The organism is Thermoanaerobacter uzonensis DSM 18761, from assembly GCF_900129115.1.
In the GTDB taxonomy this organism is placed as follows: domain Bacteria; phylum Bacillota; class Thermoanaerobacteria; order Thermoanaerobacterales; family Thermoanaerobacteraceae; genus Thermoanaerobacter; species Thermoanaerobacter uzonensis.
In genome coordinates, this window is sequence record NZ_FQUR01000006.1 from 273210 (window position 1) to 296307 (window position 23098).

Below are 23098 nucleotides of genomic sequence, written 5' to 3' on the forward strand. Positions count from 1 at the left end.
GTGATTTAATTATGGAAAAACGTATTTCTTTAAATGGAGTATGGCATTTTAGAGAGGTAAATGCTGGCGAGTGGTATGAAGGAGAAGTTCCAGGATGTGTTCAGCTAGATTTAATAAGACTAGGGAAAATAGAAGATCCTTATTATCGAATGAATGAGATAAAATTTCACAAATTAGAAGAAAAAGAATGGGTATACAAAAAAGAATTTGATTTTAATGCAAAAAACAAAAATGAATATGACGCAATAAAATTAGTTTTTGAAGGAATAGATACTTTTGCTGATATATACTTAAATGGGATACATTTAGGAAAAGTACAAAATATGTTTATACCTTATGAATTTGATATTAAAGACATAGTAAAAGATGGAAATAATGTATTGGAAGTGCACTTTGATTCCATAACAAAAACTATAAAGGCTATGGAACAAACAAGTCCTGTCAAACTGGAATGGTCAGGAGAAAGTGGCAGGCCTTATATAAGGAAAGCCCAGTATTCATTTGGATGGGATTGGGGACCAAGGATAGTTCAAGTTGGTTTATGGAGAGGTGCATACTTGTCTTTGGTAAAATATGCAGAGATTAAAAATCCATACTTTTATACGGAAAAAATTGAAAATGATAGGGCTTATGTTGTAGTAAGTGCAGATATTGAAAGATATGTACATGGTGATTTTGAGGCGGAAGTAGAGCTTATTGAAAAAGATATATCTATTATCAAAACAAGAACTAAAGTTGAAAAGAACAGAATAGACCTGAGGATAAAAGTAGACAATCCTAAATTATGGTATCCCAATGGTTTAGGAGACCAGCATCTTTATGAAATAAAAATAAAGCTTTTAAAAGATGCAGAAATATTAGATGAAAAAAGTTTTAGAAGTGGGATAAGAACGATTAGATTGATAAGGGAAAAAGATGAAGAAGGGGAAAGCTTTATATTTGAAATAAATGGAGTAAAAGTCTTTGCAAAAGGAGCCAACTGGATACCAGCTGATAATTTATTGCCAAGGCTTAGCAAAGAAGGTTATTACGAATATATAAGACTTGCAAAAGAGGCAAATATGAACATGCTGAGAATATGGGGAGGAGGGATATACGAAGATAGGGCATTTTACGAAGCATGCGATGAGATGGGCATAATGGTATGGCAGGACTTCATGTATGCCTGTGCGGAGTACCCTGACCAATTTGAATGGTTTCAAAAATTAGCAGAAGAAGAAGCAGAGAAAGTCATATTAAGTCTTAGAAATCATCCTTCCATTGTATTGTGGTGTGGGAATAATGAAAATAATTGGGGATTTCATTCATGGTGGAATAATAAAGACCCAAAATATCTGGGCAATTACATTTATAAAGAAATATTACCTAAAGTGTGCGCAAAATTGGACCCGTCAAGGCCTTATTGGGTATCGAGTCCTTATGGAGGAGAAGACCCAAATAGTGAAACTGAAGGAGATAGGCATCAGTGGAATGTGTGGAGTGGCTGGGTAGACTATGATGAGTATAAGAAAGATAGGGGCAGATTTCTTAGTGAATTTGGTTTTCAGGCAATGCCTGACTGGAAGACAGTTTTATCTTATACAGCGCCAGAAGATAGAAAGATATTAAGCCCAGTCATGATTTCTCACAATAAAATGGTCGAGGGAATGGAAAGACTGATAAGATTTATGGTAGGGCGATTGGGATTTCCGAAGGACCTTAAGAGCTTTGTCTATTTGAGTCAATTCAATCAAGCAGAGGCTATAAAGACAGGAGTTGAGCATTGGAGGTTAAGAAAATTTAAAACATCAGGGACACTGTACTGGCAGTTTAATGACTGTTGGCCTGTCGCAAGCTGGTCTGCAGTGGATTATTACAAGAGGGAAAAGGCTTTGTACTATTATTCAAAAAGATTTTATGCCAAGATTTTACCTTATATAAAAGAAGAAAATGAGGGCATAACAATTTATGGCATAAGTGATTTTGTACATGATAAAGAAGCAGAGATGACTATAAAAGTTTTCAAACTAAATGGTGAAAAAATTGCAGAAAAGCAGTTAAAGGCCAGATTAATAGCAAATGACGTTACAAAAATAGCCTATTACAGTTTTGGAGATTTGAATATTGGATACAGTGTAAAAGAAATGCCTATAGCGATCCCAGGGTGTACGCTGCCGATGGAGAAGAACAGGGAGTTATTAAATAGCGTTGTGTATGTAGAAATAATCACTGATGATGCGGTTTATGAGAATTATAAAGTGTTTGATAAATTTAGAAATTTAAATTTAATAGAACCCAAAATTAATTATCAAATAAAAAATGATTTAATAGTTTTAACAACAGATGTTCCAGCATTTGGAGTGTTCATAGAAACTGAGAATGATATAGATTTATCTGACAATTGTTTAAATATGATGCCAGGTAAAGAATATGAAGTAAAATTTTCACAAAAGCCCGAGAGTGTTGAAGTTTTTGACATTACTCAATTAGCAGCAATTATATAAAGCAAAAAAGTTACAACAATTACTATTAAAAGATAGGAGTGGTAGAATTGATAAAATTTCTAAAAGATTTTCTTTGGGGGACAGCTACATCATCATACCAAATAGAAGGAGCAGTAAATGAAGATGGAAGAACTCCTTCTATATGGGATACATTTTCAAAGACAGAAGGGAAAACCTATAATGGCCACACAGGAGATGTGGCCTGTGACCATTACCACAGATATAAAGAAGATGTAGAGATAATGAAAGAGATAGGAGTAAAAGCTTACAGATTTTCAATTGCATGGCCAAGAATTTTCCCTGAAGAAGGAAAGTATAATCCAAAAGGAATGGATTTTTATAAAAGATTAATAGATGAATTATTAAAGAGAGATATAATGCCAGCTGCGACAATTTATCACTGGGATCTACCTATGTGGGCATACGACAAAGGAGGGGGGTGGCTAAATAGGGACAGTGTAAAATGGTATGTAGAATACGCCACAAAGCTATTTGAAGAATTAGGGGATGTAATACCTTTATGGATAACCCATAACGAACCCTGGTGTTCATCAATATTAAGCTATGGGATAGGAGAGCATGCGCCTGGCCATAAAGATTGGAGGGAGGCCTTGATAGCAGCCCATCATATACTGCTTTCACATGGAGAAGCAGTAAAAGCCTTCAGAGAAATGAATATAAAGGGTAGTAAAATCGGTATAACACTAAACTTAACCCCTGCATATCCTGCAAGTGAAAAAGAAGAAGACAAATTAGCAGCCCAATATGCTGACGGATTTGCTAACAGATGGTTTTTAGATCCAATATTCAAAGGCAATTATCCAGAGGATATGATGGAATTATATAGTAAAATAATTGGAGAATTTGACTTTATAAAAGAAGGGGATTTAGAGACTATAAGTGTTCCAATAGATTTTCTTGGAGTCAATTATTATACAAGAAGTATTGTAAAATACAACGAAGATTCCATGCTAAAGGCAGAGAATGTACCGGGTCCAGGTAAGAGGACGGAGATGGGATGGGAGATAAGCCCAGAGTCTTTATATGACCTTTTAAAGAGATTAGATAGAGAATATACAAAACTGCCTATGTATATCACAGAGAATGGAGCAGCATTTAAAGATGAAGTGACAGAGGATGGACGAGTACACGACGATGAAAGAATAGAATACATTAAAGAGCACTTAAAAGCAGCAGCAAAATTTATAGAAGAGGGAGGCAATTTAAAAGGATATTTTGTATGGTCGCTGATGGATAATTTTGAATGGGCACATGGATATTCAAAGAGATTTGGAATAGTTTATGTGGATTATGAGACACAAAAGAGAATATTAAAAGACAGTGCATTGTGGTATAAAGAGGTAATACAGAAAAATTCTATTGAGCAGTAAATGATAAAAAGCAATAAGAGGCTGTTAAAAATTTGATTGTCAAACAGCCTCTTCTTCTTTTATTTACCTCTTCTTTAATGAAACGAGTCCCATTATTAAAAGCGAGACGAGAACTATACTTCCACCGGGGGATAAGTTTAAGTAAAAGGATAGAAATATTCCTGAAAAAACTGATATAAATGAAAAGAGTATTGCATAAAATATTGTCTGTTTAAAGCTTTTGGCGATTCTTAAACTTGCGGCAGCCGGTATTACCATTAGGGCTGAGACTAAAAGCGCACCTACAATTCTCATGGCGAGAGCAACAGTTAAAGCTACTAGTATTGTAAAGAAGAAATTGATATAGCTTACGGGTATCCCTGAAATTTTTGCGGCTTCTTCATCGAAGGTGATGTACAATAACTCTTTGTACAGCAGCATAATTGACGCCACTACAACGATACCGAGAGTTGAAATCAAAAGGACGTCAGTGTTTGTTACAGACACAATACTTCCAAACAGATAATTCATTATGTTGGCTGCACCGCCACGGGATAAACTCAAAAGAATTATGGCAATTGCCATCCCTGCAGACATTACTATGGCTATTGATATTTCTGAATACCTGAAATATGTTTTCCTCAGTCTTTCTATTCCAAAAGATGCTAAAAGCACTACAATTATGGAACCTAATGTAGGATTTATTCCAAGTAAAATACCTGCTGCCACTCCTGCTAAAGCAACGTGAGAAAGGGTGTCTCCTATTTGTGAAAGCCGTCTGAGGACAAGAAAGCTACCTGTTAAAGGCGCAATTATTGAAATAATGCTTCCGGCTATAAATGCTCTTCTCATAAATTCATAGGAAAAAATATCAATCATTGTTAACACTCCCATTGTGATGATGTTTTGCTACTTTTACTGGATATCCATATACTTCAGCTAATTCTCCTGCTGTAAGGTCGACGGCTTCACATTTTTCGTTGATTTTACCTTCACTCATGCATATTATCCTTGACACCCTGTTGGTAATTGCCCAAACGTCATGGGTTACCATTACTATAGTTATACCTTTTTCTTTGTTCAGTTTTTCTAGGATAGCGTATAAAGCTTTTTCAGACTTTGCATCAATTCCCGTTGTAGGCTCATCCAAAAAAAGTATTTCTGGTTTTGCAACTAAAGAGCGAGCTATGAAAACCCTTTGTAGTTGTCCTCCCGATAGTCTTCCTATTAAACTGTGCTTATAATCGAGCATGTCTACAATTCTTAAAGCTTCATATACTTCTTCCCAATCTTTTTTAGAAAGTCTTTTAAATATTCCTTTCTTTGCGTATAATCCCATTGATACTACCTCTTCTACACTGGCAGGAAAAGAGGCATTAAAGGAATAAGACTTTTGGGGTACATAACTTATAAAAGACCTATTTTTTATTTTTTCCAAATTTACTCCATCGTATAAAACTTCACCAGAAGTGGGAGTGAGATTTCCTACCATAATGTTGACCAAAGTGCTCTTTCCAGAACCATTTGGACCAATAATTGCGACAAATTCACTTTTGTTTATTTTTAGTGAAACATTTGTAAGTACTTGTTTAATATCATAAGCAAAATTTACGTTTTTAAGTTCAATTTGTTTCATTTTTATCTACTCCAATGCTTTTTTTAGTTTTCCTAAATTATCTTTCATTAAAGAAAGAAAATCAGCTTTTCTATCAATGTCTTCTTGGGATAATGTACCTATTGTATTAAGTTTTAAAAGTGTAGCACCACTTTCCTGAGCAATTGCTTCCATTGGTTTTGCTGCTGAGAGACTTTCTGCAAATACATATTTTATGCTTTCTTTTTTGATTAAATCTACCAGTTCACTCATTCTAGCAGGGCTTGGTTCTGCTTCATCACTCATACCTACTAAAGATTCTTGATTTAGCTCATAATCGCGAGCAACATAAGCAAAAGCACTGTGGAAAACTACAAAAGTTTTAAGCCTTGCTTTTGATAATTCATCTGAATATTGCTTATCAAGGTTTTCTAATTGTGCTTTTAAATTTTGATAATTTTTTTCAAAGTAATCTTTGTTTGAGGGGTCAATCTTTTGTAGAGCCTCATTTATGTTTTTGATCATGATTAAGGCTTCTTTTGGAGAAAGCCATGGATGGGGATTTATTGTATTACCTTTTTTAATAGGTTCTATTCCTTTTGATACTTCATAAAATTGTGTATTTGGGGCAGAGGCTTTTACTTTATTGATCCATGGTTCCTCCATTGTCATTCCTAAGTACAAAATGGCATTTGCCTTTGTTATTTTAGCCATTTCTTTTGCACTAGGTTCCCAGCCATGAGGGCTTACATTAAAAGGAATTATATTTTTTACTACTACTTTGTCTCCAGCGATTTTAGAAGTCAAATCATAAATCGGATAAAAAGAAGCGTATACTAATGGCTTTGATGCTTCTGAAGTTTTTGAGCTACAAGCTGTTAAATTTAATACTAATGCAATAATTAAAAGAGTGGTGATTACTACTTTTTTCATGTATTACTTAACCTCCCGATATTGATTATTCATTTAATGCTCTTTTTAAGTTTTCAAGATTTTGTTTCATTAGTGAAATATAATCTTCTTTTTTCTTTACATCTTCTTTTGTAAGGCCTTCGATTGTATTAAGACTTAAGATTTGTACTCCTGCTTCTTTTGCTAGAGTCTGTATAGGTTTTGGAGAAGTCAAGGGTTCTGTGAAAATGTATTTTATATTTTCACTTTTTATAAGATTTATAATTTCTGTCATTCTAGCAGGGCTTACCTCTGCTTCTTCATCTGAACCTACTAATGCTTCTTGCTTTAAGCCATAGTCTCTTGCTAAATAATCAAAAGCACTGTGGTATACAATAAAGGTTTTGTGCTTTGTCTGTGAAAGAGTCTCAGTGTACTCTTTATCAAGAGTCTCTAATGTAGTTTTTAAAGTTTGATAATTTTTTTCAAAATAATCTTTATCATTAGGGAAACTTTTTTGCAAAGCCTCATTTATGTTTTTAGCCATTGTCAAGGCTTCTTTTGGCGAAAGCCATATGTGAGGATTTGTTTGATTACCTTCAACAATTGGGGTTACGCCTTTTGATACTTCATAAAATGTTACATTTGGAGCATTGGTTTTTATTTTGTCAATCCAAGAGTCCATTCCCAAACCTAAGTAAAGGATAGTTTTTGCCTTTGTCATTTCAGCCACGTCTTTTGTGGTAGGCTCCCAATCGTGGGGTTCGACTCCTGGCGGTATTATAGTTCTTACTGTTATTTTTTCACCACCAATTTTTGATGCAAGGTCATAAATTGGATAAAAAGATGCGTACACTACTGGTTTTGAAGATTCTACTGTTTTTGTGCCACAAGAGGTTATACCTAAAATTAAAGCCATGATAAGCAGTATAGCGATTAAAGTTTTTTTCATAAATATTACCTCCTATAGTTAGTTTTTATTGTTTCTGCAATTTCTGCAATAACCAACGATTTCTATTTTGTGGTCTACAACTTCAAAATCTTTTATCTGGTTTATCCAAAGTTCGAGAGGGCATATGTCTAGTTCAAAGATTTTGCCGCATTTTAAACATCTCATGGTATGATTGTGTATTTCTTTTCGCATTACATACATAATATTATTGCCAATTGTCGTTTCATTTAAAATATTTATATCTTTCAAAAGGCTTAAAGTGCGATAAACTGTGTCAATGCTTACTTGAGGGAAGACTTCTTTTACTTTTTCATAGATTTCTCTCACAGAGAGATATCCCTGTTGATTTAACATGATATCTAGTATTAACTCCCTTTGAGGAGTTAATTTGTAATTGTGTTCTTTTAATTTTTTCATTGCCTCTTGCTTATGCATTTTAATCACAACCCTTTATTAAATAAGAAATCTTTCTTAATTAAGATGATATTACAATTTAGCAAAAAAGTCAATAGGAACTTTGCATAAATTTTAATTAAATGTTAACTTTTACATATACTATTGAAATTTTAGAAAATGTTTTCTATAATAAAAAATAGGGTAAGAATTTTATTTGAAAAAGGTGATAAGATGGAATATGCAAAAATATTAGAAGACATAAGGAATAACATTGAAAAAGTGATAGTAGGGAAAAGAGAAGTTATCGATTTAATGCTTACAGCCTTAATCTCTTCAGGGCATATTCTTTTAGAGGATGTGCCAGGTGTTGGTAAAACTACAATTGCCAAAGCATTAGCTAAATCTATTAGTTGTGAGTTTAAGAGGGTTCAATTTACTCCCGATTTACTTCCTAGCGATTTGACAGGAATAAATGTGTACAATCAAAAACTCAATGAATTTGAGTTTAAAAAAGGTCCTTTATTTACCAATATTTTATTAGCTGATGAGATAAATAGGGCCACACCCAGGACTCAATCCAGCCTTCTTGAATGTATGGAAGAAAGACAGGTAACTGTAGATGGTGTGACTTATCCTTTAGACAAACCCTTTTTTGTTATTGCTACGCAAAATCCTATAGAAAGTTACGGCACTTTTCCTCTTCCCGAGGCTCAAATAGATAGGTTTTTGATGAAAATAAAAATGGGATATCCTAAAAGAGAAGAAGAGCAGAGAATAATAGACCTTTTTGATAAAGGTAGTCCTTTAGAGAATATTCAACCAGTCTGCAGCAAAGAGGATATAATAAAAATGCAAAAAGAGTATACCAATGTGTATGTGGAAAAAGATGTTGCTAATTATATTTTAGATATAATTGAAAGGACAAGAGAAGATGGGGAGATAGAATTGGGAGCAAGCCCAAGAGCTACATTAGCTCTTTATAAATCTTCTCAAGCTTATGCTTATATAAAAGGAAGAGATTTTGTAACACCAGACGATGTAAGGTACATTGCACCATTTGTGCTTTCTCACAGAATTATTTTGAAAGGGGTAGGTAAACTTAAGAATTTAAATGCGGAAGATGTAGTGAAAAGAATCTTAGAAGAAGTTCCAATCCCTCTTGAAAAATAAAAATTAGGTGGTTTTGAAAATGAATGCTTTGTGGTTTATTTTTGTTGTGGCTTTTGTATTAGTCATGCAAGCTAATCTTTATAAAAAATACATTTTTAAGGATTTGAAAATAGAAAGGAAGTTTGAAAATCCAGCTATTTTCCCTGGGGAAAAAACAACGCTTAGGATTACACTTGTAAATAAAAAAATTTTCCCTATTACTTATTTGAAGTTACAGCAAAAGATTCCTGTGGAGCTTCAAATGGTAAAATCATCCATGGTGGAAAATAATGATAAAGTTAAGTATTTTCACACTACAGTGCTTTCTATGATGCCTTTTCAGAGAATTACAAGGAAATTTGAAATTGTAGGTATAAAAAGAGGAGTGTACAATCTTTTTGACCCTATTAAAGTTTTTTCTACCGATTTATTTGGCAGTGAGGAATATGAAAGTGAAATATTGGCTCATGCGAGACTGGTGGTTTATCCTGATCTAATAGATTTGAATAGTTCTTTTGTTGTGGCTGATTCTCTTCAAGGAGACGTATTTGTAAGAAGATGGATAATAGAAGACCCTATTATTATAAGTGGAATCAGAGATTATACTCCTTCTGACAATTATAAAGACATAAATTGGAAAACCACTGCCAAAAATCAGACGTTAAAAGTGAATAAATATGATTATACAGCAGATAAAAAAATAATGATATTGTTTAACATTGATTTTCACAGGTATGTGTTTAAGACTATTGACCTACAAGAGTTTGAAAAAGCAGTGGAAGTAGCAGCTTCTTTATCAGTGGATTTATTAAAAAAAGGCATTCCTGTTGGATTTTCTACAAATGCTATCTGCCTTTTTGAAGGGGATTACAGCATTATAGAACCTTCTGCAGGAGAATCTCAGATTTCAAAACTTCTTGAGGTTTTTGCGGGTTTGTCTTTTTTTAAGAGATATGACCTGGAAGAAATTTTAAGGCTTATGACAAATCATTTGTCATGGGGCACAGATTTAGTGGTTGTAACGCCTTTTGTAGATGATAAAGCTATAAATGCTCTTTCTGACATAGGAAATACAAAAATTTCAATTGTTTCAATAAAGCCTAATAAAATTGGTCCTTTACCGTCAAATATTAAGTTATTCTTTTATAATGAAGAGGGGAAGCAACTTGAAACTGTGGGATAGAGAAAAGTTTGTGAGGACGTTTTTGACAGTTTTAGACGGCATGATGGTATTTTTAATTTACACCCTATTAAATGGGCTTTTTATTAGAGAAAAAGGTATTTCCTTTGGAATAATCCTTTTGGCTTCTTTAATAAGCGGGGTTTTTAACATTGCAGAAATTGAGATGAACGAAAAATCTTATAAACAATTGAATTTAACTATAGGTGTTGTAATTAGCGTTTTATTGAGTACAATAATTAGTGAAAATTATTATCAACTTGTGGCCCTATTCATTGTGTTTTTGTATATTTGGTCAAGAGGAGTAAAAAACAGAGGGGTCTTCGTTAATTATATGTTAAATGTAGAACAATTTTATAAGCAGTTAATAGGACTATTTGTCATAAATATTGCGAACTATTTTATGCCTCCTGAAGATATATTGATAATTCCCAAATATAGCATTATTTATATTCTTTTGAGCATTTTTGTGCTTTTGGAAGTTAAAAATCTCAGATTCTCCGATAATAGGTCAAATAAAAGAGTTTCGACTTTTGAGTGGGTAGCAGTAAGCCTTATAATTTTAACTGTGATTTTACTTTCTTCTCCTGCTGTGAGAGAATTTGTCTATCATTATTTGTATGAAAGCATTGTGAAAATTTTTGTTTATGGCGCTTCTTATTTAGCTTATGGTTTGTTTTTAATGTTGTCAAAGCTTTTTAGCTTATTGCCAATAGATAAAGAATTTTTTAAAAAGGCGATGGATAAGGCCTTAAGACAATATAACAATAAGGAAAATATTTTTGAGGAGCAGATTCCTCAGGATTATGCTTGGCTTGCCCACTTGATAAATGGAATAGCTACTTTATTAGCTGTTGTTATAATAATTGCTTTGATAGTGTATATAATAAAAGCAATAACAAGACTACAAAAAGAAAAGCATGAAAGAGATTTTACAGAAGAAAAAGAGATTGATATAAAAATTGGGGATTTGCAAATATATAAAAGATTAAAAGGGATAAGCCAGAAAATAGCTGAAAATGTCCAAGAGCGAGTAAAAATTTATAGGGATTCGAGGGAAAGGGTAAGGTATTATTATAAAAGATTTTTAAAACGCTTATACGAAAACAAAATTCTTGTAAAAGGTAACTATTCTAGTGAAGATGTTTATAAAAAAGTGGTGGAAGTTTTTCCTTTTGTGCATTCTGCAATAGATGAAATTACAGCTCTTTATGAAAAAGTAAGATATGGAAATTATTATCCCCAGTATGAGGAGGTAAAGGAGTTTGAAATAAAACTGAGAGAAATTACAAAAAATTTGAAACAACTTTAGATTTACTTTGCTCAAGTAAATCGTATATAATAGTACTATGGAAGGTGTTTAGAAAAATAGTGAGAGGGGAATGACAGTGAAAAATCCGCTAATTATTACATTGGTTGTTTTGGCTGTAATAGCTGTATTAGTATTTGGGACAATTTATGGAACTTACAACCAGTTAGTGGCTTTAGATGAAAATGTGAACAGCAAATGGAGTCAGATTGATAATCAGCTTCAAAGAAGGGCTGATTTAATTCCTAATTTAGTAGAAACTGTTAAAGGATACGCAACCCATGAAAAAGAGATTTTTGATAGTGTAAATAAAGCGAGAGAAAAACTTTTAAGTGCTAACACTGTTGCCGATAAAGCAGCTTCTAATGAAGAGTTAAATACAGCTTTGGGAAGGCTTCTTGCTATTGCAGAAAATTATCCTAATTTAAAAGCTGATGCAAATTTCAGGCAGTTAAGCGACGAACTAGCAGGAACTGAAAACAGAATAGCTGTAGCGAGAATGGATTATAACAATGCTGTTCAAGCTTATAACACTAAGATAAGGTCTTTTCCAACCTCTATCATTGCTAATATGTTTGGCTTTAAAGAGAGAGAATATTTTAAAGCAGATGAAACAGCAAAAACTGTGCCTAAAGTAGATTTTTCCAAATAAACATTCCTGCCAATAAATTAGAATAACCTTATGCTGCAATTATAAAGGTGCCTTATAAACTCTTCGAACAGATTCGACTTGAACTTATCTTTGTGATAAATAATGCTAAACTTTCTTTCAAATCTTATATTTTCAATGTCAACTTTTACGAGCCTACCTCCTCTTATCTCCTTTTTTACGGCCAGCCTGGATATGACCGAAACGCCTATATTGGCTTCGACAGCCTTTTTTATGGCCTCCGTATTGTTAAGAACGTATTTTATTTTGTACCTCACATTATTTCTCGCCATGGTCTCCTCAAAGACCTCCCTTGTTCCACTTCCCTTTTCTCGCATGATTATATCCTCATTTTCAATCTCTGCGGGGCTGATGCTTTTTTTCTCTGCCCATCTGTGGTTTTTTGAACATACAAGATATAGCTCATCATCTATATAGGGTGTTACAACAATGTCCCTTGAATGGACCGGACCTTCGACAATGCCAAGGTCTATAGAATTGTCAAATATCATCTTTTCTATCTCTGCCGTGTTGCCAATCGTAAAGTAGACGTCGATACTGAACTTTTGCCTGAACTCGCCGATTATCTCCGGTAGCAGGTAAATTCCCACCGTTGTACTGGTTCCCACTCTCAGCCTTCCCATCCTCATGTTCCTCACATCATCAAGAGTACTCTCTGCTTCCTTGACAAGATTGAGTATACGCTTTCCGTAGCTATACAGGATTTCCCCAGGATAGGTAAGACTGAGATTCCTACCTATCCTGTCAAAGAGTCTGACTTGTAGCTCTCCTTCCATCTGCGATATGGCCTGGCTGATAGCAGGTTGGGACATATAAAGTTTTTTTGCGGCAGCAGACATGCTCTTTAACTCGCAAACGGTTACGAAAATCTCTATATCCCTGAGGGTCACAACGACCACCTCATATAACCATAAAATTATCATTTTCATATTATCATAATACTTTACTAATGAAAAGATAAAAAACTTGACATTCCTAAACTTTCTCAAATCTTGTGTGTTGTTGGCCTTATATAAATTATTATTGACATTAAATTAAAATCTACAGTCTTGTAATGATATAACTTTTTAAAAAACCAGCATATTTAGAAATTTGTATTGATACTTATTATTATCTATGCTAATATACTAGACATGAACAGTAATACATTAAAATAGTTTAAATTTAGCGAAAGAATGATATTTTAAAGCTTAATTAAGTTAATCACAAAAATATTGAGATAGGGAGAGGCAAAATGAAAAAGAGAATTTTTTTATTTGCAATTGCCTTTTTACTTTTATTTTTTAATTCCATAGCTTTTTCTGCTCCTGATGTTCCATCTAGACCTACTCAGTTTAAATATGTATATGATTATGCGGGGCTTATGTCTCAAAATGATATAGAGGAGATCGAAAAAGTAGGGAAAGCTTTAGATGATGCCACAAAGGCGCAAATAATAGTTGTTACAGTTGACAGCATTGGAGATTACCCAATTGAGGAATATTCTCTTAGCCTTTTTAGAAAGTGGGGAATAGGAGACAAGGAGAAAAACAACGGTGTTCTCCTTTTAGTGGTAAAAGACAGACTTTTAAAAGGCCAGGCTGGTAAAGTGAGAATTGATGTAGGTTATGGTTTGGAAGGAGCAATACCGGATTCTGTAGCAGGAAGGGTTTTGGATGACTTTGTATTGCCTAATTGGGCAAGAGGCGAATATTCAAAAGGTATATATGAAGGCTATATGGCCATAGCCTCAAGAGTTGCAAAAGAGTACAACATAGGCCTTCAAGGACTGGATGCTTCTAAGTACAGTATCAATGCAAATAATAGCAATGATAGTGGTATATCGTGGGAAGATATTGCTGCAGTGATTATACTCATCTTAATATTTATTATCTTTGGAAGAGGAGGAAGAAATATAAGAAGAAACTGGTGGGGTCCAGGAAGCTTTGGTTCAGGAGGATTTGGAGGCTTTAGAGGTGGTGGCTTCGGCGGCGGAGGTTTTGGCGGCGGGGGAGGCTTCGGCGGAGGCTCTGCCGGCGGTGGAGGAGCTAGCCGTTAAAAATGATATATATAATATTTATAGATGCAAGTGATATAATAAGGTTGAATTAGTTAAACTTAGAGGCAAAGGGAGATAAAATATGTCAAAAATAGAATTTATAGCATCTACTCTTTTTGGTGTGGAAGCAATAACTGCAAGAGAGGTAAAAGAGTTAGGATATAAAGATATCACTGTAGAGAATGGAAAAATCACTTTTGTAGGTGATGAGATGGCTTTATGCCGTTCTAATCTTTGGATTAGAACAGCAGAGAGAATATACGTAAAAATAGGGGAATTTACTGCCACAACTTTTGAAGAACTTTTTGAAGGTACCAAGGCTCTTCCCTGGGAAGATTGGATACCTGAAGATGGCAGGTTTCCTGTGGAGGGTTATTCAATAAAATCCAAGCTTTTCAGTGTGTCTGACTGTCAGGCAATAGTTAAAAAAGCTGTTGTGGAAAGGCTTAAGAAGAAATACAAAAAAGAATGGTTTGAAGAAAACGGCGCAACTTATAAAATAAAATTTTCATTAATAAAAGACAAGGTAACACTTATGATTGACACGAGTGGTGACGGTTTACACAAAAGAGGCTATAGAGTCATATCCAATGAAGCACCTTTGAGAGAAACTTTGGCTGCTGCTATGATAATGCTGAGCTTTTGGAAACCGCATAGACCTTTGATAGACCCTTTTTGTGGCTCTGGGACGATTCCGATCGAGGCAGCTATGATTGGAATAAATCTCGCACCAGGTTTAAAACGACAATTTGTTTCCGAAAAATGGTGGAGAATATCAAATAAATTATGGAAAGAAGCGAGAGAAGAAGCGATTGGTGCTATTAAAAAAGATATAACTTTAAACATAAAAGGATATGACATTGATGAAAACGCCGTCAAATTGTCAAAAGACAATGCGCGTAAAGCTAGTGTAGAGAAATACATAACTTTTGAAAATGCCCCATTAAAAGATTTAAAAACAGATGATAAATATGGTGTTATAATATGCAACCCTCCTTATGGTGAAAGGATGGGGGAATTAAAGGAAGTAGAAAAACTTTATAAAGAAATGGGAAAAGTTTTCAAAAAACTTGATACGTGGTCTTTTTATATACTTACTTCCCATGAAAGATTTGAGAAACTCTTTGGAAGAGAGGCTTCTAAAAAAAGAAAGCTTTACAATGGCATGTTAAAAACTTACTATTATCAGTATTATGGACCAAAACCAGAAAACTAATTTTTATTGAGTTTTTTCTATGTGAGGGTTATAATAAAATATAAAATTATCGATAAAAATTGGTGGTGGAGTTATGGATAATGCAGTGAGGGTCGTCCCGTCAAATATATTGAAGGAGTAGGGCTAATTATTGAAGGAGGAAGACCTGATGATGAAAAATGATATAAAACCGGGAGACGTCCTCCTTCTTTCTTTTCCTACTCATATTCCAAAAGGGCATGAACAGGAAGGCAAAAGGCCGGTTGTTGTAGTAGCAGTACCAAAAGGACCTATGAGGTATCCGCTTATAATAGTAGTTCCATTAACGACACAAGATGGAGAATAGGCAAACCAAAATCTTAAAGGGAATTGACTTAAATGATAAGTAGATGTAAAATATAGGTGTACAAGTGAATACAAAAAATCTTATGGTCTTGAGAAGTTAAAAGGGAAGACGGGTGAAAGTCCCGCGCAGCCCCCGCTACTGTGAGCGAGGATGAAGCCCTAATAACGCCACTGCTTGGCACTCAAGAGATGTGCCGGGTGGGAAGGCAGGGTGGAAGATGAATCGCGAGCCAGGAGACCTGCCATAAGATTTCGGAAGTTCGCCTTCGGAGGGAGGGTGGAATGGAATTTTTATGCTTAATTTTGGCAAAAAAGGTCTACCTCCGTGGGGTAGGTCTTTTTTTGATACTTGAAAAATTTAAATTAGGAGGGTACTTATGAGAAGATTTAAAGGTTTACTTGCTTTATTGGTAGTCTTTGCTTTAATGTTTTCACTGGCTGCTTGTTCAACAAACAATGCTACAAAGCCACAAGATACATCTCAAACAGCAACTGAAACCGTAAAAACTCAGTTTCCTTTAAAGGTTACTGATTTTTTAGGAAGAGAAGTAACTATAGACAAAAAACCTCAAAGAATAGTTTCTCTTGCACCTTCTACAACAGAGCTTATATATGCTTTAGGAGTAGGAAATAAAGTAGTGGGTGTTACAGACTTTGATAATTATCCACCTGAGGTCAAGGAGGTACCCAAAGTGGGGGGATTTAAAGGGCCAAATATAGAAGCGATTACTGCTCAAAAACCTGATATAATTTTTGCTTCCACTCTTTCAGGCAAAGAGCAAATGGAATCTTTAGAAAAGATGGGTGTCCCTGTTGTAATGTTGGAGGCAAAAAATATTGACCAGATATACCAGTCTATAAGAATAATAGGTCAAATAACAGGAACTGAGAAAAAAGGCGAAGAGTTAATTAAACAAATGCAAGATAAAATAAAAGAAATAAATGACAAAGTCAAGGACCTTCCGAAAGTCAGCGTATTTTATCTGGTCTCTCTTGACGGAAACTGGACAGCAGGTAAAGGCACATTTATTGATGAGCTTATAAACCTTGCAGGTGGCAAAAACGTTGCAGAGGATGTAAATGGGTGGGCGCAGTACAGCGTAGAAGAATTAGTCAAGAAAAATCCTGATGTGATAATAACATCTCCTCATGCAGGAAATGTAAAAGACATCAAAAACATGGCAGGATACAAAGACACAAATGCTGTTAAAAATGACAAGATATTTGTGATAAGCAATGATGACATAATAGCAAGAGCTTCTAATAGAATTGTTTTAGGACTTGAAGAAATTGCAAAATTCTTACATCCGGAGGCATTTAAGTAAAGTGAAATTCAAAAGAGCCATATATTTTGGTACAGCCTTTTTACTGCTTATCTTTACCATGATTTTATCAATTTCTGCAGGGGCGGTAAAAATACCCCTGCAGGAAATTTTAAATGTTTTTTTAGGCGGGGGAAGTGAAACCTCTAGGACGATAATCCTTAATTTAAGACTTCCAAGAGTAGTTGAATCTGCAGTTGTAGGAATGGGGCTTTCAGTTGTAGGAGCGTTTTTTCAAGGGCTTTTGAGAAATCCAATGGCAGACCCTTATGTTATGGGTATATCATCAGGAGCGGCTTTTGGTGCTACTATTGCGATAATATTAGGACTTGGAATATTTGGACTTAGTTTTATGGCATTTATTACTTCTTTAATGACTGTATTTTTTGTATACACTATTTCTAAAACTGGGACAAGAGTATCTATGACTACAATGTTATTGGCGGGTATAGCCATAAGCGCTTTTATGTCTGCAATTATCTCTCTCATGATGCTTTTAAAACATGATGAGTTTTCTCGAATTGTTTTTTGGACTATGGGAGGATTTAGCCTCATAAACTGGAATGGTGTGGTCTTTTCTACTCCTGTTATATTGATTGGTTCTTTTGTTATGTATGTATTTTCAAGGGATGTAAATGCGATATTGACAGGAGAAGAGGTTGCCGAACATTTAGGTGTCAACACAGAATTGGTCAAAAAAGTAATTCTTGTGACAGGGTCACTGGTTACTGCAACAGCTGTATCAGTCGGAGGAATTATAGGTTTTGTGGGACTTGTTGTGCCTCATATATCAAGGCTTATTGTAGGACCTGACAATAGAATTCTTGTACCTTTTAGTGCTATATCGGGAGCGATATTTTTAACTTTTGCAGACCTATCAGCACGAGTTATTTTAAAACCAATGGAAATTCCAATTGGGATAATTACTGCGGCATTTGGAGGACCATTCTTTTTGTATCTGTTAATAAAGAGCAAACAAAAAGGTGAAGGAATGTGATGATATGGCAATTTTACAGGTAGATAAATTACATTTTTCTTATGGGGAAAGGGAAGTTTTAAGAGGGATAGATTTTACCATAAATAAAAGCATAGTGATAGGGATAATTGGTGCAAATGGAAGTGGCAAGACTACCCTTTTAAAGAATATATCAGGGTATTTGACGCCAACTTATGGTAATGTTTTTGTGTTGGGGAAAAATATCAAAGGCTTTACTATAAAAGAAAAGGCAAAATATATAGGTTATGTGCCTCAAGATATAGTTTACGACTTTGAATTTAGCTGTTATGACGTAGTAATGATGGGAAGAATTCCTTATCTTAAAAGGTTTCAGTCGGAGAGAAAAGAAGACAGAGATATTGTAAGAGAGTGCATGGAAATTACAAATACATGGCAGTTTAAAGACAAAAGCATAAAAGAGTTAAGCGGCGGTGAGAGGCAAAGGGTGTATATAGCAAGGGCATTAGCACAAAAAGCTCGAATTTTACTCATGGATGAGCCAGTTTCTCACCTTGATATAAAGTACCAAGTTGAAATACTGTCCCTTGTAAAAGATTTATCCTTAAAAGGGATACTTGTAATTGTTGTGCTCCACGATATTAATCTTGCTTCCCAGTTTTGTGATGAGATTTTCATAATGAAAGAAGGAAAAATAATAGCATCTGGGTCTCCCAGAAATGTTTTAACATTGAACAATATAAATTCAGCTTTTTCAATAGATGTGGAAGTATTTGAAAATCCAGTTACCCATACTCCTTACGTTATTCCATCGCTAAATGGAAAGGAGCAACTCAAAGTTGTGTAAGGCTGTAATGATTGCAGGCACCCATTCAGGGGCAGGTAAAACTACTGTAAGCCTTGGGCTTATGGGAGTGTTGTCAAAAAGGTATAAAGTTCAGCCTTTTAAAGTAGGTCCAGATTATATAGATGCTGCTTATCACAGATATGTCACAGAGAATTTTTCCTGCAATCTCGACTTGTACCTGTTGGGGGAACAAAACCTTAAGTCGCTTTTTTACAAAAATGCCTGCAATGCTGACATTTCTATAATTGAAGGTGTTATGGGAATGTACGATGGGATTGATACTACAAAAAAGGGGAGCAGTGCTGACATTGCGAAAATTTTAGATATTCCTGTGATTTTAGTTGTAGATGCTTCTTCTATGGCGACAAGTGTATCAGCTTTAATAATGGGTTATATGCACTATGACAGGGAAGTAAAAATTGTAGGGGTGATATTAAATAAAGTTGGAAGTGAAAAACACTATGCCCTTTTGAAAGAATGCATAACAAGAGATTTAGGTATTGAGGTTTTTGGCTATCTTCCAAAGGATCCAAAATTAGATTTGCCAGAAAGACACTTAGGCCTTGTACCGATATATGAGATGCCAGAAATTAAACACAAGTTTGATACCTTATATGATTATATTGAAAAATACATTTATATAGAAAAAATTCTTAATGTAGGTGTAGTTGACTGTTCAAATAGATTTAGAAACACAATTGGTGAGGGCCATGATTTAAAAAGGGTAAAAATAGGGTATGCGTTTGATGAGGCTTTTAATTTTTATTACAAAGAGAGTTTGGAACTTTTTGAAGAAATGGGAGCAGAACTTGTACCCTTTAGCCCTCTTAAAGATTATAAATTACCAGATGAAATATCGGGTTTGTACATAGGGGGAGGATTTCCAGAGGTTTTCGCGGAGAGGCTTAATAAAAACAAAAAAATATTAAAATCGGTTAAAGATGCAATAGATTCAGGTATGCCTGCATATGCAGAGTGTGGCGGCTTTATGTATCTTACCAAAAGCATAACAGATTTACAAGGAAATACTTTTGAAATGGCAGGAATTTATGATTTTGAAACTGTCATGACAAAAAGGCTTCAGAGATTTGGCTATGTTGAGGCAGAAGTTATTGAAGATAACCTCCTTTTTAGAAAAGGGGATAAAATAAAAGGGCATGAGTTTCACCACTCAATAATAAAAGGTTTTTCACAGAAAGCCTCATACGTTGTGCATAAACCGGGAAAAGAAAATGCTTGGGAATGTGGATTTGTGCATAAAAATTGCTTGGCGACGTATGTTCACATAAATTTATACACATATAAAGAGGCTGTCAAGAGGTTTGTTGACAAATGTGTTCAATACCGAAACTCAAATGCTTTTCAGGAGGATTAATATGGCACTTAAATTGATGATACAAGGGACCGCATCGTCTGTTGGCAAAAGCTTATTGGTTGCCGCTTTTTGCAGAATTTTCAAGCAAGATGGTTACAGAGTAGCACCTTTTAAGTCTCAAAATATGGCTTTGAATTCCTATATAACCGATGAAGGACTAGAAATAGGAAGAGCACAAGCTATGCAGGCGGAAGCGGCAGGAGTTAAGCCTTCTTATCACATGAATCCAATACTTCTAAAGCCTAGTTCTGATAAAAAAAGCCAAGTTGTTTTAAGAGGCAAAGTTTATAAAAACATGTCTGCAGCCGAATACCACCAATTTAAGCCACAGCTTTTAAAGTTTATTAAAGAGGACTTTGATTTTCTTGCAAGTCAAAATGACATTGTAGTAATAGAAGGCGCTGGAAGCCCTGCAGAAATAAATTTAAGAGATAGAGATGTCGTAAACATGGGTATGGCAGAGATGGTAAATGCACCAGTACTTCTTGTAGGAGATATTGATAAAGGTGGTGTATTTGCTTCAATAGCTGGTACTTTGCTCCTTTTAAAAGAAAATGAGAGAAATCGCATTGAAGGTGTACTTATAAACAAGTTTAGAGGAGACATTGAAATATTAAAGCCAGGTCTTAAGATGTTAGAAGACATTATACACAAAAAGGTTTTAGGTGTTGTCCCTTATATGGATGTGCACATTGATGAAGAGGATGGGGCGACGGAGAGATTTTATCGTAGGAATACAGAAGGAGATATAGAGATTGCAGTTATAAATCTTCCCCACATATCGAATTTTACGGATTTTGAACCTCTTGCTAAAGTTCCCGGAATAAAGCTTCGCTATGTGAATAAAGGGGAAAGGATTGGAAATTGTGATGTTGTTATAATTCCGGGAACAAAAAACACAATTGGAGATTTGCAAGCATTAAAAGGATATAGGCTTGATAAGGAAATTTTTGAAATGAGGAAAAAAGGTAAATTTATAGTCGGCATTTGCGGAGGATACCAAATGCTGGGAAAAATCATTAAAGACCCGGGAAGAATTGAAAGTACAACTTCAGAAATTGAGGGACTGGGACTTTTGGATATAGAGACTGTAATTGAAAATGAAAAGACAACAACCCAAGTTAAGGCGGTTATTCGCAATAATTTACCATCAATATTATCACCTCTTAGAAATATTGCTGTAGAGGGATATGAAATACACATGGGGCAAAGTCGAATTGTGGGAGATTGTCAGCCTTTTTCAGTAATAACTCATAGAAATGGAGAAAAAATCGAAGTCTATGACGGTTGTATAAGCGATGATGGAAAAGTGTTTGGAACTTACATACACGGAATTTTTGAAAATAGAGAGTTTGTCAGGGAATTTATAAATATTGTGAGAAAATCAAAAGGACTTTCTCCTATAGAGGAAATTATTGATTACAAAGAATTTAAAGAAAGAGAATATGATAAGCTTGCAGATATTGTGAGAAAAAGTATTGACATGAAAGAAGTCTATGAAATTATGGAGAGGTATAAAGATTAATGGAAGTGGTATTAGCCTATTTATTAGATTTGTTGATAGGAGACCCTGAAGGATATCCTCATCCTGTAAGAATTATAGGGAGAGTGGTATCACATTTAGAGAGTATACTTAGAAAATATGCTAAAAGTGACAGAGCTTTAAAAATAACAGGTTTTATACTGTGTGGACTTACAGTAACTTTGGCATTTGCAGCAACATATGTACTACTTTATATTGCAGGACTTATACATCCATATTTAAAGTATGCTTTAGATGTTTTAATTATATATACCTGCCTTGCTACAAAAGACCTTGGTAAAGCTGCTGGAAGAGTATACGAAGCGTTAACAAAGGGTGATATAGTTGAAGCAAGGAAAAGATTATCTTATATAGTCAGTAGGGATACAGATAGGCTTGATGTTGAGAATATATCCAGAGGAGCGATAGAAACAGTTGCAGAGAATATATCAGACGGTATAATAGCCCCTATGTTTTATGCGTTTATAGGAGGTGCGCCGCTGGCTATCTTTTATAAGGCAGCAAGCACTCTTGATTCTATGGTAGGCTATAGAAATGAAAAGTACCTCGACTTAGGATTTGCTTCTGCAAAACTTGACGACATATTAAATTTTATCCCTGCTCGCATAACAGGTTTTTTGATTGTTATAGCTGCTTTTCTCTTAGGCTATGATTATAAAAATAGTTGGAGGATTTTTTTAAGAGATAGGTTGAAACATCAAAGTCCAAACAGTGCCCATGGAGAAGCAGCAGTTGCCGGTGCTTTAAATATACAACTTGGAGGTCTCAATTATTATTTTGGAAAGCCGGAAATTAAACCAACTCTTGGGGATGGAAAAGAAAAAATTACTCCACAGCGCATAAAAGACAGCATAAGAATAATGTATATGGCTTCATTTTTAGGTCTTGTAGTGCTTTATGGGATGAAGATTTTGATATCATAAAGGAATAACTTATAATTGTCTCAAAATATTTACATAAAAACACTTGAAAATTGTAAATAGGAGGAGATTGATGTGAAAGAAAAAGCAAATGCATTAAAAAATGTGAAAACTCTTACTCTTGTTGCTATGCTTATAGCCTTAAGTGCTGTAGGTGCTCTTATAAAAATCTTTAACACTGTTGCCTTTGACTCAATGCCAGGGTATTTTGCTGCATTATACCTTGGAAGTTGGTATGGAGCCCTTGTAATAAGTTTAGGGCACATGCTTACAGCAATTACTTCTGGATTTCCTTTAGGGCTTACAAATCACATATACATAGCAGTGCAAATGGCATTATATGCCTATTTGTTTAGATTTTTTTATCGAAAATTTAACATCTATATTGCAGTAATTGTTGCTACCATCTTAAATGGACCTGTTGCAACCCTTTTGTTTGTACCTATATTCGGATGGGGATTTTTTGCGGCATGGGTACTTCCCCTAACAATTGCGTCGTTTGCAAATGTATTTCTTGCAGCGTTAATTTACGAAGCGATACCGAAAAGGAGTAGGGAATAAAAA

22 protein-coding genes and 1 riboswitch are annotated in these 23098 nt (G+C 34.7%); of the genes, 16 read left to right on the plus strand and 6 right to left on the minus strand.

What is annotated here, in order from left to right; all coding sequences use genetic code 11:
• Positions 1–11: 11 nt before the first annotated feature.
• Together BUB32_RS01335 and BUB32_RS01340 are read left to right on the plus strand one after the other, a co-directional pair.
• The gene (locus tag BUB32_RS01335) at positions 12–2483 is read left to right on the plus strand and encodes a glycoside hydrolase family 2 protein (protein ID WP_072966775.1); all 2472 of its coding nucleotides are present in this window, start codon (positions 12–14) and stop codon (positions 2481–2483) included.
• A 47-nt stretch (positions 2484–2530) separates the two neighbouring features.
• The gene (locus tag BUB32_RS01340; RefSeq protein ID WP_072966777.1) at positions 2531–3874 is read left to right on the plus strand and encodes a GH1 family beta-glucosidase; all 1344 of its coding nucleotides are present in this window, start codon (positions 2531–2533) and stop codon (positions 3872–3874) included.
• Between the two features lie 63 nt (positions 3875–3937).
• On the opposite strand, the gene BUB32_RS01345 is transcribed toward BUB32_RS01340, so the two are convergent.
• From BUB32_RS01345 to BUB32_RS01365, 5 genes are read right to left on the minus strand one after another with little or no spacing between them, the layout of a single operon-like run.
• Complete coding sequence (locus BUB32_RS01345; protein WP_003869869.1) at positions 3938–4732, minus strand: metal ABC transporter permease; 795 nt, start codon at positions 4730–4732, stop codon at positions 3938–3940.
• The gene (locus tag BUB32_RS01350) at positions 4725–5489 is read right to left on the minus strand and encodes a metal ABC transporter ATP-binding protein (protein WP_072966779.1); all 765 of its coding nucleotides are present in this window, start codon (positions 5487–5489) and stop codon (positions 4725–4727) included. The genes BUB32_RS01345 and BUB32_RS01350 overlap by 8 nt, the downstream gene beginning before the upstream one ends.
• Positions 5490–5495: 6 nt before the next feature.
• Positions 5496–6380 carry a metal ABC transporter solute-binding protein, Zn/Mn family gene (locus BUB32_RS01355; RefSeq protein ID WP_072966781.1) on the minus strand — a complete coding sequence of 295 codons (885 nt, stop codon included), beginning with the start codon at positions 6378–6380 and terminating at the stop codon, positions 5496–5498.
• 25 nt (positions 6381–6405) lie between these two features.
• Complete coding sequence (locus BUB32_RS01360; protein WP_072966782.1) at positions 6406–7290, minus strand: metal ABC transporter substrate-binding protein; 885 nt, start codon at positions 7288–7290, stop codon at positions 6406–6408.
• A gap of 18 nt (positions 7291–7308) precedes the next feature.
• Positions 7309–7725 carry a Fur family transcriptional regulator gene (locus BUB32_RS01365; RefSeq protein ID WP_072966785.1) on the minus strand — a complete coding sequence of 139 codons (417 nt, stop codon included), beginning with the start codon at positions 7723–7725 and terminating at the stop codon, positions 7309–7311.
• Positions 7726–7917: 192 nt separating this feature from the next.
• Here BUB32_RS01365 and BUB32_RS01370 point away from each other — a divergent pair, with 192 nt between their 5' ends.
• The 4 genes from BUB32_RS01370 to BUB32_RS01385 all read left to right on the plus strand — a co-directional run bounded on the left by BUB32_RS01370 (position 7918) and on the right by BUB32_RS01385 (position 11976).
• Entirely contained in the window at positions 7918–8856 is a 939-nt protein-coding gene (locus BUB32_RS01370) for an AAA family ATPase (protein WP_042834082.1), read from the plus strand.
• Positions 8857–8875: 19 nt separating this feature from the next.
• On the plus strand, positions 8876–10018 hold the full coding sequence (locus BUB32_RS01375) for a DUF58 domain-containing protein (RefSeq protein WP_072966787.1): 1143 nt from the start codon (positions 8876–8878) through the stop codon (positions 10016–10018).
• Entirely contained in the window at positions 10002–11327 is a 1326-nt protein-coding gene (locus BUB32_RS01380; RefSeq protein WP_072966788.1) for a hypothetical protein, read from the plus strand. The genes BUB32_RS01375 and BUB32_RS01380 overlap by 17 nt, the downstream gene beginning before the upstream one ends.
• A 76-nt stretch (positions 11328–11403) precedes the next feature.
• Positions 11404–11976, plus strand: coding sequence for a LemA family protein (locus tag BUB32_RS01385; RefSeq protein ID WP_072966790.1), 573 nt, complete (start codon positions 11404–11406; stop codon positions 11974–11976).
• A 17-nt stretch (positions 11977–11993) separates the two neighbouring features.
• Here BUB32_RS01385 and BUB32_RS01390 read toward each other — a convergent pair whose 3' ends face one another.
• A complete protein-coding gene (locus BUB32_RS01390; protein WP_072966791.1) occupies positions 11994–12884 on the minus strand; it encodes a selenium metabolism-associated LysR family transcriptional regulator in 891 nt (296 codons plus the stop codon).
• A gap of 344 nt (positions 12885–13228) precedes the next feature.
• Between BUB32_RS01390 and BUB32_RS01395 the strand changes: the two genes are divergently transcribed.
• The 10 genes from BUB32_RS01395 (at position 13229) to BUB32_RS01440 (ending at position 23095) form a co-directional block, all read left to right on the plus strand.
• Positions 13229–14032: a TPM domain-containing protein gene (locus tag BUB32_RS01395; RefSeq protein ID WP_072966793.1), complete on the plus strand. Its 804-nt coding sequence runs from the start codon at positions 13229–13231 to the stop codon at positions 14030–14032.
• Positions 14033–14114: 82 nt separating this feature from the next.
• A complete protein-coding gene (locus BUB32_RS01400; protein ID WP_072966795.1) occupies positions 14115–15248 on the plus strand; it encodes a THUMP domain-containing class I SAM-dependent RNA methyltransferase in 1134 nt (377 codons plus the stop codon).
• Positions 15249–15396: 148 nt separating this feature from the next.
• Complete coding sequence (locus BUB32_RS01405; RefSeq protein ID WP_234949194.1) at positions 15397–15573, plus strand: type II toxin-antitoxin system PemK/MazF family toxin; 177 nt, start codon at positions 15397–15399, stop codon at positions 15571–15573.
• Positions 15574–15639: 66 nt separating this feature from the next.
• Positions 15640–15833, plus strand: a riboswitch (cobalamin riboswitch).
• A 116-nt stretch (positions 15834–15949) separates the two neighbouring features.
• On the plus strand, positions 15950–16897 hold the full coding sequence (locus BUB32_RS01410) for an ABC transporter substrate-binding protein (protein ID WP_072966796.1): 948 nt from the start codon (positions 15950–15952) through the stop codon (positions 16895–16897).
• 1 nt (position 16898) lies between these two features.
• Complete coding sequence (locus BUB32_RS01415; RefSeq protein WP_072966798.1) at positions 16899–17891, plus strand: FecCD family ABC transporter permease; 993 nt, start codon at positions 16899–16901, stop codon at positions 17889–17891.
• Between the two features lie 4 nt (positions 17892–17895).
• Positions 17896–18696, plus strand: a complete 801-nt coding sequence (locus BUB32_RS01420; protein WP_072966800.1) for an ABC transporter ATP-binding protein — start codon at positions 17896–17898, stop codon at positions 18694–18696.
• Complete coding sequence (locus BUB32_RS01425; protein ID WP_072966801.1) at positions 18689–20071, plus strand: cobyrinic acid a,c-diamide synthase CobB; 1383 nt, start codon at positions 18689–18691, stop codon at positions 20069–20071. Before BUB32_RS01420 ends, BUB32_RS01425 begins: the two co-directional genes overlap by 8 nt.
• Before the next feature lies 1 nt (position 20072).
• Positions 20073–21596 carry a cobyric acid synthase gene (locus tag BUB32_RS01430; protein WP_072966803.1) on the plus strand — a complete coding sequence of 508 codons (1524 nt, stop codon included), beginning with the start codon at positions 20073–20075 and terminating at the stop codon, positions 21594–21596.
• Positions 21596–22537, plus strand: a complete 942-nt coding sequence (cbiB, locus tag BUB32_RS01435; RefSeq protein ID WP_072966805.1) for an adenosylcobinamide-phosphate synthase CbiB — start codon at positions 21596–21598, stop codon at positions 22535–22537. The genes BUB32_RS01430 and cbiB overlap by 1 nt, the downstream gene beginning before the upstream one ends.
• A gap of 72 nt (positions 22538–22609) precedes the next feature.
• A complete protein-coding gene (locus BUB32_RS01440) occupies positions 22610–23095 on the plus strand; it encodes an ECF transporter S component (protein ID WP_072966807.1) in 486 nt (161 codons plus the stop codon).
• Positions 23096–23098: the final 3 nt, after the last annotated feature.